This window comes from Epilithonimonas sp. (assembly GCF_056329745.1).
Genome location: NZ_JBWEYV010000021.1, coordinates 1 through 13,261 on the forward strand (window position 1 = coordinate 1; position 13,261 = coordinate 13,261).

General features: G+C 38.7%; 14 protein-coding genes. 6 read left to right on the forward strand and 8 right to left on the reverse strand.

What is annotated here, in order from left to right:
* Positions 1-277: 277 nt before the first annotated feature.
* On the forward strand, positions 278-2,803 hold the full coding sequence (locus AC00Y6_RS13385) for an ATP-dependent Clp protease ATP-binding subunit (protein WP_474491112.1): 2,526 nt from the start codon (positions 278-280) through the stop codon (positions 2,801-2,803).
* Positions 2,804-2,875: 72 nt separating this feature from the next.
* On the opposite strand, the gene AC00Y6_RS13390 is transcribed toward AC00Y6_RS13385, so the two are convergent.
* Entirely contained in the window at positions 2,876-3,400 is a 525-nt protein-coding gene (locus AC00Y6_RS13390) for a hypothetical protein (RefSeq protein WP_474491113.1), read from the reverse strand.
* Between the two features lie 113 nt (positions 3,401-3,513).
* On the opposite strand from AC00Y6_RS13390, the gene mnmA reads away from it, so the two are divergent.
* The gene (gene mnmA / locus AC00Y6_RS13395; protein WP_474491114.1) at positions 3,514-4,701 is read left to right on the forward strand and encodes a tRNA 2-thiouridine(34) synthase MnmA; all 1,188 of its coding nucleotides are present in this window, start codon (positions 3,514-3,516) and stop codon (positions 4,699-4,701) included.
* A gap of 63 nt (positions 4,702-4,764) precedes the next feature.
* Here mnmA and AC00Y6_RS13400 read toward each other — a convergent pair whose 3' ends face one another.
* Genes AC00Y6_RS13400 through AC00Y6_RS13420 form a run of 5 tightly spaced genes read right to left on the reverse strand, consistent with a single transcriptional unit; the run spans position 4,765 to position 7,764 of the window.
* Positions 4,765-5,508, reverse strand: a complete 744-nt coding sequence (locus tag AC00Y6_RS13400) for a LytR/AlgR family response regulator transcription factor (RefSeq protein ID WP_474491115.1) — start codon at positions 5,506-5,508, stop codon at positions 4,765-4,767.
* A gap of 16 nt (positions 5,509-5,524) precedes the next feature.
* Positions 5,525-5,827 carry a 2TM domain-containing protein gene (locus tag AC00Y6_RS13405; RefSeq protein WP_474491116.1) on the reverse strand — a complete coding sequence of 101 codons (303 nt, stop codon included), beginning with the start codon at positions 5,825-5,827 and terminating at the stop codon, positions 5,525-5,527.
* Between the two features lie 16 nt (positions 5,828-5,843).
* Positions 5,844-6,143 carry a 2TM domain-containing protein gene (locus AC00Y6_RS13410; RefSeq protein WP_474491117.1) on the reverse strand — a complete coding sequence of 100 codons (300 nt, stop codon included), beginning with the start codon at positions 6,141-6,143 and terminating at the stop codon, positions 5,844-5,846.
* The gene (locus AC00Y6_RS13415; RefSeq protein ID WP_474491118.1) at positions 6,130-6,429 is read right to left on the reverse strand and encodes a 2TM domain-containing protein; all 300 of its coding nucleotides are present in this window, start codon (positions 6,427-6,429) and stop codon (positions 6,130-6,132) included. The genes AC00Y6_RS13410 and AC00Y6_RS13415 overlap by 14 nt, the downstream gene beginning before the upstream one ends.
* A gap of 18 nt (positions 6,430-6,447) precedes the next feature.
* Positions 6,448-7,764: a 2TM domain-containing protein gene (locus AC00Y6_RS13420; protein WP_474491119.1), complete on the reverse strand. Its 1,317-nt coding sequence runs from the start codon at positions 7,762-7,764 to the stop codon at positions 6,448-6,450.
* A gap of 160 nt (positions 7,765-7,924) precedes the next feature.
* Here AC00Y6_RS13420 and AC00Y6_RS13425 point away from each other — a divergent pair, with 160 nt between their 5' ends.
* From AC00Y6_RS13425 to AC00Y6_RS13440, 4 genes are all read left to right on the forward strand, one after another.
* Entirely contained in the window at positions 7,925-8,119 is a 195-nt protein-coding gene (locus AC00Y6_RS13425) for a hypothetical protein (protein WP_474491120.1), read from the forward strand.
* A 259-nt stretch (positions 8,120-8,378) separates the two neighbouring features.
* Complete coding sequence (locus AC00Y6_RS13430; protein WP_474491121.1) at positions 8,379-9,419, forward strand: PA0069 family radical SAM protein; 1,041 nt, start codon at positions 8,379-8,381, stop codon at positions 9,417-9,419.
* Positions 9,420-9,481: 62 nt separating this feature from the next.
* Entirely contained in the window at positions 9,482-11,146 is a 1,665-nt protein-coding gene (gene menD, locus AC00Y6_RS13435; protein WP_474491122.1) for a 2-succinyl-5-enolpyruvyl-6-hydroxy-3-cyclohexene-1-carboxylic-acid synthase, read from the forward strand.
* A gap of 99 nt (positions 11,147-11,245) precedes the next feature.
* A complete protein-coding gene (locus tag AC00Y6_RS13440; RefSeq protein ID WP_474491123.1) occupies positions 11,246-11,605 on the forward strand; it encodes a GNAT family N-acetyltransferase in 360 nt (119 codons plus the stop codon).
* Here AC00Y6_RS13440 and AC00Y6_RS13445 read toward each other — a convergent pair.
* On the reverse strand, positions 11,602-12,228 hold the full coding sequence (locus tag AC00Y6_RS13445) for an aminotransferase class IV (protein WP_474491124.1): 627 nt from the start codon (positions 12,226-12,228) through the stop codon (positions 11,602-11,604). The two genes, AC00Y6_RS13440 and AC00Y6_RS13445, sit on opposite strands and share 4 nt — an antisense overlap.
* Positions 12,212-13,183, reverse strand: coding sequence for an aminodeoxychorismate synthase component I (locus AC00Y6_RS13450; protein WP_474491125.1), 972 nt, complete (start codon positions 13,181-13,183; stop codon positions 12,212-12,214). The genes AC00Y6_RS13445 and AC00Y6_RS13450 overlap by 17 nt, the downstream gene beginning before the upstream one ends.
* Positions 13,184-13,261 lie beyond the last annotated feature (78 nt).

Consider the following 13,261-nt stretch of genomic DNA (forward strand, 5'->3'; position numbering starts at 1 on the left):
AATTTGAATTACACAAATATACAAATTATTAGGCAATCTTACGGATATTCATAATCCCAAATTGATATTTACCCAAATTGTTTAGAAAAGTACCGGCATTTTCCACGGCATTTCAAATTTGAGGACTGCAAACCTAAACATTTTCAGATTAATAAAAACCAGTCAGAAAGTCAGTCTTTTTTGGTTGGCAATCAATTTGCAACAGAATTTTCAAATTTTACAATTTATTATTGTAGAATTATTTATAAAAAACATAACTTAGTTGATATTTTTAATTATGGATTATAAATTTTCAGACGGTTTGAACCGCGTGTTCAAACAAAGCAAGAATGAAGCAAGGCGTTTGCAGAGCGAGTTTCTGAATACAGAGCACTTCCTTTTAGGAATAATCAAGACTGAAAATTCCGCAAAGGAAATCCTTGAAAACCTTAATGCAGACCTTACCCAGATAAAGAGGAAAATTGAGACCCTCAGCGCGGTTAATACCAATCCCTTTACGGCCAATATGGGTAGCATATCTTTTACAAAAATGGCCGATCAGGCCGTGAAAAGATCAGAGTTGGAGTGCCGCCAATATCAGTCTGGTGACATTAATACCGTGCATCTTCTGTTAGGCATTTTGTATAAACAGGAAGATCCGTCATCCAGCATTTTGCAGGCTTATGATGTAGACTATGATGCGGTGCAAAAGGAATATAGAAAAATGCTTAAAAATACAGATCAACTGCCTCAGAACAGTGCTTATGACGATGACGAAGAAAAAGAGGAACCATACAGCCAAATGAGAAAACCGGCAGGTAACCTCGGGTCACAAAAAAGCAAGACCCCTACTTTGGATAATTTTGGACGTGATCTTACCGCATTGGCAAGAGATGGCAAGCTAGATCCTGTTATCGGTCGAGAAAAGGAAATAGAGCGTGTTTCCCAAATCTTATCAAGAAGGAAGAAAAACAATCCGCTGCTGATAGGTGAGCCAGGCGTTGGTAAATCTGCCATTGCAGAAGGTTTGGCATTGAGGATTCAGCAGAAGAAAGTATCCAGAGTTCTTTATGGAAAACGTGTAATCACTTTAGACCTAGCAAGTCTTGTTGCAGGCACCAAATACCGTGGCCAATTCGAAGAAAGAATGAAAGCGATAATGACCGAGTTGGAAAAAAACAGAGACGTTATCCTTTTCATAGATGAGCTCCACACCATTGTTGGTGCTGGAAGTTCTACTGGAAGTTTGGATGCTTCCAATATGTTTAAACCAGCTTTGGCAAGAGGTGAGATCCAATGCATCGGAGCAACCACTTTGGACGAATACCGACAGTACATCGAGAAAGATGGCGCCTTGGAAAGAAGGTTCCAGAAAGTGATGGTGGAACCAACTTCTATCGAAGAAACCATTCAGATCCTTAATCAAATCAAGGATAAGTATGAAGATCACCACAATGTTCATTATTCTGATGAGGCGATTGCTGCCTGTGTTAATTTGACAGCAAGATATATCACAGACCGTTTCCTTCCGGATAAAGCGATTGATGCGATGGACGAGGCCGGTTCCCGGGTTTACATCAAGAATATGAAAGTGCCTACAGAGATCATCGATCACGAAAAACGTATCGAAGAGGTGAAGGAACTTAAACAGCAAGCCGTGAAAGCTCAGGATTACCTAGAAGCGAGAAAGCTGAAAGATGAGGAAGAAAGACTCCAAATTGAACTTAATCTTGCCCAAGAGCAATGGGATAAAGATGTTAAGGAGAAAAAAGAGGAAGTAACCGAGGAAAATGTGGCCGAAGTTGTTTCTATGATGAGTGGCGTACCGGTGACCAAAGTTGGTAAAAATGAGCTGGACAAATTGGCTCAGATGGATGATAAACTGAACGGAAAAGTAATCGGTCAGGAAGATGCTGTGAAGAAAGTGGTGAAAGCCATCCAAAGAAACAGGGCAGGTCTTAAAGATCCCAACAGGCCTATTGGAACATTTATTTTCCTAGGGACAACAGGTGTTGGTAAAACCGAATTAGCCAAGGTAATGGCGCGTGAATTATTTGATTCTGACGAAGCATTAATCAGAATCGATATGAGCGAGTATATGGAGAAATTTGCCGTTTCAAGATTGGTTGGTGCGCCTCCGGGATACGTGGGTTACGAAGAAGGCGGACAATTGACCGAAGCGGTAAGGAGAAAACCTTACGCCGTGGTTCTTTTGGATGAGATCGAAAAAGCGCACCCAGATGTTTTCAACATTTTGCTGCAAATTTTGGACGAAGGCCACGTAACGGATTCTTTGGGAAGAAAAATTGATTTTAGAAATACGATTATCATTTTGACTTCCAACATCGGAACAAGGGATCTGAAAGACTTTGGCGATGGTGTAGGATTTGGGACTAATGCGAAGAAAACCACTTCTGACGCCAGAGCAAGATCTACCATAGAAAGTGCCTTGAAAAAAGCATTTGCACCGGAATTCCTTAACAGGATTGATGATATTATTATCTTCAACTCTCTTGAGCAGTCTGATATCAGAAGAATCATTGACCTTGAACTCAACAAACTCTACAGCCGACTCGAAAAATTAGGTTACCAGGTAGAATTGACAGACGAAGCCAAAGATTTCATCGCAGAAAAAGGCTGGGACAAAGATTTTGGAGCAAGGCCGCTGAAAAGGGCTGTCCAAAAATATATCGAGGATCTGTTGGCAGAGATGTTGGTGAACAAACAGTTCAGCGAAGGCCAAAAAGTAACGCTGAAACTCAACGAAGCGAAAGATGCCCTAGAAGGCGAAACGCAAAAAGAGAAAAAAGAAAGCGTAAAATAATTGAGCTTTTTAACCATAAAATGCCATCCAAACCGGATGGCATTTTTTATATCTATACCCAAAAATCTACATCTACAATCCTACCACAAAACCGATGGTTGGGACAAATCCACTGCTAAACATACTGCTTTTTTCCTTATACAAGACGTTATACATCACACCAATTTGCAAAAATGCATTCGTGCCAATATTCTGCATATAACCGCCACCCAGATAGAGCGCCGTTTCATCCCTGTTGTACTTGTAATTGGTATATTTCTCTTTAGAATTAATAAAATACTGCTGGAGATTGGCACCAAGAAAAAAGGACCTGGCGAAATAATAATTAACAAAAGGCCCAACACCAAACATCGTAGATTTATAATAATCGGAAGTTTGCCAAGAGACATTTCCGATGATTCCGCCTTCCAACTGATCCGTTATTTTATAACCAATTCTTGGGGAAACCTGTAGGCCGAAATAACCACCACTACCAAAACCCAACCCCAAACCACCACCAAAAGTCCAGCGATTGTTTTCTGAGGAGGAATTAACGGCCACCTGAGAAAAACAAAAAAGGCTCGATGCTAAAAAACAGAAACTAAATATTTTTTTCATCATATCGATTTTTTCAATGTCTAAAATTATGGTTTTTTTGCGAAAGTTTTAATCGTATTTTTGCAGCATCAAACTAAGGACTCCCGTGAAGAGTTCCGTAAAATTGAATATCAATGAAAATAGTAGTTGGCCTCTCAGGAGGCGTAGATTCCAGCGTTACCGCTTATCTTTTACAACAACAGGGGCACGAGGTTATCGGCCTCTTTATGCGCAACTGGAACGATGCTTCTGTCACTTTGGAAGACGAATGTCCCTGGATAGAGGACAGTAATGATGCGCTTCTCGTCGCACAAAAATTAGGAATTCCTTTTCAGGTCATCGATATGAGCGATCTCTACAAAGAGCGGATCGTAGATTATATGTTTGACGAATACCAACGAGGAAGAACACCGAATCCGGATGTCCTCTGCAACCGGGAAGTGAAATTTGATGTGTTTATGAAAACGGCTTTATCGCTGGGTGCAGAGAAAGTTGCCACCGGTCATTATGCCAGGGTCACATCCACTTTTGATGACAACGGGAAAGAGATTTTCCACCTTCTCGCCGGGAAAGACAACAACAAAGACCAGAGTTATTTCCTTTGTCAGCTAAGCCAGGATCAATTATCCAAAGCGCTGTTCCCGATTGGAGAATTAACGAAACCGCAAGTGCGTGAAATCGCAAAAGAACAAGGACTTGTAACGGCCGATAAGAAGGATTCCCAAGGACTTTGCTTCATTGGGAAAGTGAGTCTGCCGACTTTTCTTCAGCAACAGTTGGTTCCTAAAGAAGGCGACATTGTAGAAATCTTTAGTGATTTTTCCGAATATCAGAAACCTCAGCCGGCTTTCAGTTCAAAGCAGGAAGAATTAGAATATCTGTCCGCTAAAATTGATTATAAAAAAGAAGACGGTAAAGTGATTGGAAAACATCAGGGCGCGCAGTTTTTCACGATAGGGCAAAGCAAAGGTTTGGGAATTGGCGGCCACAAGGAGAGTTGTTTTATCATCTCCCGAGAAATGGAGAACAACATCATTTTTGTGGGTGAGGGCAGGAGTTTCCCCGGATTGTTCCGCAAGGCTTTGAAAATTGATAATTCTGAAGTGCATTGGGTACGCGAAGATCTCAAACTGAAAAACGGCGAATCTATGGCCGTTTTGGCAAGAATCCGTTACAGGCAGACCTTGGAAAAAGCAACGATTTATCAATTCGAAGGAGGTTTTTATATGGAATTTGAAAATCCTCAATCAGCTATTGCCGAAGGTCAATTTGCAGCCTGGTACATAGATGATGAGCTGATTGGCAGTGGGGTTATTAGCTAAAGACCGGTTAAAAATATTATTCTTGTAAACCCTTTCAGATTTTGAAATTCTGAAAGGGTTTTATTATCCCGCAAGCCAATCCTTAAAATCCTTTACTCTATCCCTACTAACCGTAATTTCTTCATTGGGCTGAAACTCCAGATCAACTTTATAGTTGGGGGAAGTATGAATGTTCTTGATAAAACTTGAACTGATGATAAACTGCCTGTTTACCCGGAAAAATTGGGTATCATCCAGCACATTTTCCAGCTCGTCTAGAGTAAAATCGGTAGGGTAGGTTCGTTCTTTGGTTTGAAGATAGACGATCTTGTTCTCGCTGAAAAAACAACTAACTTCATTGATAGAAATGACCTTTAGATTATAGCCTATTTTCACCAAGATCCTGGAAAGTGTTGATTTTTCTTTTCTAACTATTTGCCTGATTTCCTGAGAATTAACCAAACCTTCTTCCGGCAAAAATGATTTGAATTTTTCAATAGCCTTGGCCAAATCTTCTTCTTCTATGGGTTTTAGAAGATAATCAATGCTGTTGAGCTTGAAAGCCTTCAGCGTATATTGGTCAAAAGCGGTTGTGTAAATGATAAACGCTTTGGTTGAGACTTTATCAAAAATATCAAAAGACAATCCGTCGCCCAGAACGATGTCCGAAAAAATCAGTTGTGGATGTTCATTTTCCTTAAACCAACCGACTGCTTCTTCTACCGAATTAAGGCTTGCAACCAATTCTAAATCAGCAAACAAACCTAATAATTTCTCCAACCTTCTTACTGCAGGTTTTTCGTCTTCTATGATGATTGTTCTTATCATTTTATTTTTAATACAATTAAAATTTATCTTTATTCATTAAGTTTTTAAGTTTCCTTTTTGTCCAATTGCTTCCCAAGAAAATCAATATGGCGTGAATCAAAACAATGATTCCCCAAATTATTAAACTGTAAAATTGATTCACTTTGATCTTTAAATATCCAAAATGGTGATAGAGAAAATTAAATTCTATAATAACAATATTTACAGACACATAAGTGATTAAATGCGCATAAAAAGCTCTAATCTTCCTTACTCTTTCCTTGGCATTTTCATAGCGGATTTCTTCATCAGATTTTTCTTCGAATTTTCTGTTATCCATAACAATCAATTTAGAATCATTTATATTTATCCGTTAACTCCTTGATTTTTTTGTCTTCCCAATCTTTTCCGAAAAAGAAAGCCGGGAAGTAAACAGTTCCTGCATGTGCCAGCAAGCCGATTCCCCAGAAAAATGGGGTTGCCCAAATCTTCCAACTCCAAATGCTATGCTCTTCACGAATCTCGCTCCAGTTCACAAAAATAAGAAATAGATTTACCAAGATGTAAATAGCCAGATGGGTATAGAAGCCTTTCAGCTTCTTAACTTTCCTCACAGCCTCTTTGTACCGGATATCATTGTTGTTAAACGTTTCCATGCTTTTGTTTATTAATTTCTTTGTTAATCATATCATTTTCCCAGTCCGAATTAAAGAAGAATAATTTAATCCCTTTGATAGCCAATATCAGCCCCCAGATGATAAAAATCCAGGACACCTGCATCTCTCCAAGGTTCTGAGGAAATCCATTACGGAAAAACTTGACTCCGTAAACGAGCGCAAAAATAATTGCAAATGCAAGAAGCCCTGTGTAGAAATTTTTTATTTTTTTCACTCTCTCCACGGCCATTTCGTAACGTGGATTATGTTTATTATGATCTTCCATTGTATTTGATTTTAAAAGTTATTTTTGATTATTCATGATTTCCCTAATCTTCTTCTCTTCCCAATTTTTTCCGATGGCAAAGGTGTTCATCGCATGGGCCACAACGCCAATTCCCCAGCCCAACATCGGCCAGTAAAACCAAAGCTCTTTGGGAGAAGTAATCAAGTTGACAATGGCCAAAAATGGGATAACAATGCAGTAGGAGATGAGGTTTCCATAGAAGCCTTTCAGTTCCTTTACTCTTTTTACCGCTCTTTCGTAGGCGATATTTTCTGTGGATTGTGGTGTATAAGTTGTCATTTCTTGTGAGTTTTTTTCTATTAATATGGGGATTTTTACTTTGAAATTTTGTTCCGATTTTTCTATAAATACATTTTCTTTGGTGAGAAGTGCATACCGCTGGACAATATTGGCCAAACCAATCCCTGCGCTTTCTTTCAGCTGTTCCCTTACCTGGAGATTATTCTCGATACAGAGGAATTTTCCTTCGGTAAATATTCTGATATTTAAAGGTTTAGACGATGTGGCAAAATTGTGTTTGATACAGTTTTCTAATAACAATTGTAATGAGAGCGGAACAACCAGCTTTTGCAAATCGCCGGGATTAATATCAAAAGAGAAATTAACACTGTCCTCAAACCTGGTTTTGAGAAGGTTACAATATATTTTCGCAAATTCGATTTCGTCTTCTACCTTCACTATTTCTTTATCCTTCTGTTCCAAAACGTAACGGTAAATCTTGGACATGGATGTTGTGAATTTCTGCGCCTGCTGCGGGTTTTCATCAATCAACGCTGTGAGAACATTAAGAGAATTAAAAAGAAAATGCGGATCCAATTGATTTTTTAACGATTCGAACTGGGCGTTGGCAGACTTGGCAATCAATTTTTGCTCTACCACTTCTTTTTTTGTATTCTTTTTCAGTTCTTCCACAAATCCTTTAGCATGCAGAATGGCCGAAATTAACAATGCTACATTGATGATAAACCAGTTTGTGAAATTCATCTCCTGCGAAAAAAAATCATCAAGCGACATCTTTCTAAATACTACAAACACAATGTAATTGCACAGATAAACAAGAATAACATTAACTACAATAATCAACACGACGCCATAAATAGTTCTTTTTCTGGTCTCATTCACCCACGAATACCGCCTATTCAAAAAATTATTGGTCAAACTATTTCCCAATGTCAAGACAAGTGAGTACATGAGGGATACCAAGACAAAGAAAATCAAGTTTTGGATACTTCTGTTGGGATTAAAGAATGTAAAAAAGAATAATCCCGAAGCAAATGATATCCAAAAGATGTTTAAAAAATTTTTTCTAGTCATGATCTTTAATTGTTGCATCAAAATTATTCTAAATCCCAAAACAATAGCAATTATTAATGACCGACTCGTAAAAATATCCAACTGAATGGTGAAAAGATTAAGATGCCGTTAAGAAAAAAGGGAACACTATTTGCTTTTTGATGCCCGTAATTATTTTTTTATGAAGAGAAATTTTGAAATACTATTCGCAGGACTTTTCGGAACAGTAGCTGTTTTGAGTGTTATCGCCACTAGAAAATATTTTAAAAACAAAATCTACAATAGCGAGTATTCAGACCATCATCTACTTTTCGGAGATTCTTCTAAAACCTACGCCTCGCCGGGAGATGGCGTTGAGCTGGACGCTTTTTTATAAGTTTTAACATTCAATTATCAATATATTTTTGGTTCCGGTTTTTTCAAAAGGCCGGAATTTTTTGTGGAAAACTTTACCCATTTTTAAGACAGGTTTTATTTTTCTAATGATAATTTTGGAACTGCAATTCCAATCATTTTTATCGCAAAGGCGCAAAGTTTTCTCCCTTATTAACTTCTTTAAGACGCAAAAATTTGCGACTTAAAACAGATTTATTAATCACTTTTCTTTGTGCCTTTACGTTAATTTTCATCCACTTATGTCAGATTTAATTCCAAAAGGGCAAGGTGCCCAGCGCAATGTTATCAACCGCTTCGACCGATATACCTTCGAGCCGGAAGATGATGAATTGGATAAAATCAAGACTCAGGTGACCGAAGTTTTTCCTAAGACCATTATCAATGTGGTGAAAAGCCCGGATCTGCCGATGGATTATTCTATGAATCCATATCAAGGCTGCGAACACGGCTGTTCCTATTGTTTTGCCAGGCCAACTCACGAGTTTTGGGGTTATAGCGCCGGAGTCGATTTTGAAAGAAAACTGATGGTTAAGAAAAACGCGCCGCAACTTTTGGAAAAAACGTTCCAGAAGAAATCCTATATACCAAAACCCATTATGCTGTCCGGCAATACAGATTGTTATCAGCCGATTGAGCGGCAATTTGAGATTACCAGACAACTGCTTCAGGTTTGTCTGGATTATAGGCATCCGGTTTCTATTATTACTAAAAACGCTTTGATTCTGAGGGATTTGGATATACTTGAAAAAATGGCAGAGAAAAATCTGATTTCGGTCTCGATGAGTATTCCGACACTTAATGAAGATTTAAGAAGGGTGATGGAGCCAAGAACTTCAACTGCAAAAAACAAACTGAAAGCGATTGAAGTTTTATCCGAGAAAAATATCCCTGTGAATGTGATGATTGCGCCTGTCATCCCGGGCTTGACAAGTGATGAGAGTCTGCACATTATGAAATCTGTTTCCGAAGCCGGTGCCAGAAGTTGTGGCTATACTTTGGTTCGGCTGAATGACACTGTAGAACCTGTTTTTGTCCAATGGCTGGCAGCGCATTTCCCCGACAGAAAAGATAAAGTGCTGAACCTCATCCGCTCCATGCGTGGCGGGAACCTTGGTGAGAAGCGGTTTTTCCAGCGTTACCAAGGCCAAGGCAATATTGCAGAAATGATTCATAAAACCTTTGAAATCGGGAAGAAAAAGTTCTTCAATAATCAGGAAAGAGCTGTTCTCACCACCGAACATTTTACTGGAAATAAGACGCAGCAATTGAGATTGTTTTAGAAAGAATTAAATTGCTTTTGATTAAATTTGCAAACTGAATTTTTTCTCAGTAATTTTCCCCAATGAAGCAATATTCCGCAAAACGCAGCATCCAGATTCTCGCTCACATTCTCGAACAATACGGCATTGGCAAAATCATTATTTCCCCGGGATCTAGGAATGCCCCTTTGGCCATTCATTTCTCGGAGATAGATGCTTTTCAGTGTTACAGTATTGTGGATGAGAGATCTGCTGCGTTTGTAGGTTTAGGCATCTCCAAATCGATTAAAAAACCTGTTGCCATTACCTGTACCAGTGGTTCTGCTGCAGCCAACTATTATCCGGCCGTGGTGGAAGCTTTTTACCAGAATATCCCGCTGCTGATACTGACAGCTGACAGGCCTGCCGACTACGTGGACATCTTCGATGGGCAAACTATCCGTCAAAAAAATATCTTTCAGCAGCATTCTTACGGCGATTTTGAGTTGTTGGAAGATGACAAAGACGGTGCTGATGATTATAATTTTGAAACTGTAAAAAAAGCGGTTGAGCTGTGTATAGAAAAAAGCGGGCCGGTGCATATCAACATTCCGCTTGCCGAGCCGCTTTACAACCTCATCGAGGAACTTCCTGTAATGCCTGAGGTGGAAAAAACAATTCAGAAAAAAAATTACGAGCTGCCATCCAACCTTGTGGCAGACTGGCATACTTCCAAAAGAATCCTGATCCTGGCCGGCACACTGGCTCCTAACCCGGAACTGCAAACCCAATTGGCTCAGCTGGTTAAGAATCACACAGTAGTGATCCTGACGGAGATGAACTCCAACCTGGCACATGAGAAATTTTTCGCCCACATAGACCGTTATATCACAGATTTTTCTGAGGAAGATTATCTAACTTATGCGCCTGACCTGCTCATCACTATTGGCCAGAATGTGGTCTCTAAAAGGGTAAAACAATTCCTGAGAAAGGCCAAGCCCAAGCAACACTGGCACGTGGATGCGTACTGGCAACCGGATACGTATTATGTACTGAGCCAAAAAATTGAAACCAAGCCCGAAGTTTTCTTCGGTCAATTGTTGAAGTCTATCAATCTGGAACCTAGACCTTATTTTAATCTTTGGGATACCCTCAAGGATAAAAAAGATGCCAAGCATGCGGAATTTCTAAACAAAGCCCCTTTCTCGGATTTTTATGTGTTTAAAATTTTGTCACAACAGATTCCAAATGCATACAAAGTTCATTTCTCCAACAGTTCGGCCATCCGGTACGCCCAATTATTCGATTTTCAAAAGTTTGACGTTTATTGCAACCGTGGCACCAGCGGGATAGATGGTTGTACATCTACCGCCATGGGATTTGCCATGATGGAAGATGAGCCTACAATTTTGGTCACTGGTGATTTGTCTTTCTTTTATGATATCAACGGACTTTGGAACCGCTACATTCCGCCCTATACGAGGATTGTGATTTTCAACAACAGCGAGGGTAATATTTTCAGGATCATTCCTGGGCCAAGCGGTACAAATGCCTTGGATGAATTTATCGCCACTACACACCACAGGAATGCAGAACTTTTAGCCAAAAACTTTGGTTTTGATTACATCCGTGTAGAGGATGAACTATCCCTAGACCGTGTTTTACCTAATTTTTACAAACCGGATTCTAAACCCAAAATCCTGGAAATCATGACTGGCGACTGCAACAATTCTGATGTGCTGAAACAGTATTTTGAAGCGTTGAAGTAAAAAATTACGCTGATTGAAATAGCCGAAATAGATGACCACGTTGCCCTAACTAATATAACTTATTTAGGGAAATCTTTTTGGGGCTATGATGAAAAAATAATGGATCAATGGAAGGATGACTTAACAATTTCGCCAGAATATATTGTCAAAAATGAAACATTCAAGTTGACATCAAAAGGAGAAATCATTGGTTTTTATTCATTTTTAAAGATCGACAAACATATCCTTAAGTTGGATTTTTTATTCATTTTGCCTCAATTTATTGGTTCAGGTATTGGAAAATTTTTGATAAACGATGCCATTGAAAAAGCGAAAAATATGGATATCCAGAGAATCATTTTGGACGCTGATCCCAATGCAAAAAATTTTTATAAAAAATTTGGTTTTAAAACTTACGCGAAATTAAGTTCTTCGATTGAAAACCGTTTTCTTCCCCAAATGGAATTACTCCTGTTCTAAAACTCCAAATCTGATTCTTCCCTTGGAAGATTAATTATTTTTTCGATAGGGTAGATGAACATATCATCAAAGTCATTCAGGGCATTAATGATCTGAAAATGAGAAAATTCCTTTATATTTTCCAATGAAATCTCGGTTTCTTTAATCTTCTTTTTGGCTAAAAGGTGCTGGCGCATCACGCCATTCAGAAGGTAGCTTTTGGGCGTGTACCATTTTTTATCTTTCAAAAAAAGAATGTTGGAATAGGATGTATCCGTCACCCGATTATCTTTGATAATGATAATTTCGTCTGCAGGACTTTTACTTTTAAGCTGCTGAAAAACAGAACGGTCAGCATATTTAAAACGGTAATCCAACTGATTGTCCACAACCAGTTCAAAATCATCCAGTTCTATAATAGGATAAGGTATAATCTGGGTCTTGTAATTGTTATCCAGATCATACTCAATACGGAATTTGAAAAGTCCGTCCTCATCATGTTCCAGCGAAAAATAAAGACTTCGGATATCAATGCTACAAGTCTTCCCAAAATGGGAAAACGTATCATTCATCCTTTTCTGGTGCAAATCGGTCAAGAAGAGTTTCTGATCCTCCAGCTTGATACTTTCAATAAATCGGGACATAGATTTTGTTTTTCATTTCCTCATATTCGCTGACTAAATCACTCTTGTGGGTTATCCCACCACCACTCTTGAAAAAGAACTTTCCGCCTCTTTTTTCAATAAAACGAATCATCACGCAGGTATCCAGGTTTTGGCCGTCAAAATAACCTGCAATGCCTGTATAAAAGCCTCTTTGGTACTGCTCCGCATTATGGATGATCTCCAGCGTCTTTGCCTTAGGTGCGCCTAAAATGGAGCCCGCGGGCAAAATGTACTCTAATACTGTTCCTATTTTGTTTTGGAATTCGGGTTTTACGTTTCCCTGGATTTCAGAACTCATAGCTAAGAGATTCTTTTGCCTTGTCCTGATATAATCGATGCGCTGAAAATCCTTTACCTGCACCTCATCTGCCACCATACTGAGATCATTTCTCAACAAATCAACCACCGTATAATGTTCCGCAACTTCTTTGGGATTGCTTCTCAATTTGTTTTCGGCATCCATTTCATCCGCATCGATCGTCCCTTTCATAGGATGTGTAAAGATCTGATTATCTTTTACTTCTACAAACGTTTCAGGAGAAAAACAGACCAATTCATCCGGTACCAGGACTTTGTATTTGGCTTTGGAGAATTTGAAAATCTCTTCCAGACTCAGGTCGGTTTCAACCTCAGTTTCTGTTGTATAATTGGTAAGGTAAGAATTGCCTTTCCTTAGATTATCTTTGACCAAATCAAAGCCTTTCTGATAAGAATCAATATGCTGTGGCTTGCTTTCCCAGCTAAAATCCGGTGATGATTCCGATTCAAAACTATAATTCTTCAGCTTTGGAAAATCTATTAATATTTTTTGATTATCAATATCGCTTTGACTGTAAATCCTAATCTCATCCATCAAAAAACTGATCAAAAAAAAGAAAGCTTCTTTTTGACCAGCGAGTTGATCTATCTTATGAAATCCGGGATGCTGAGACATCCAACAAAAATAGATAAAAGAGTGGTTAATTTTTGATATTAATAAGATTTAATGATGGAAAATTTTTTATCCTTTTTG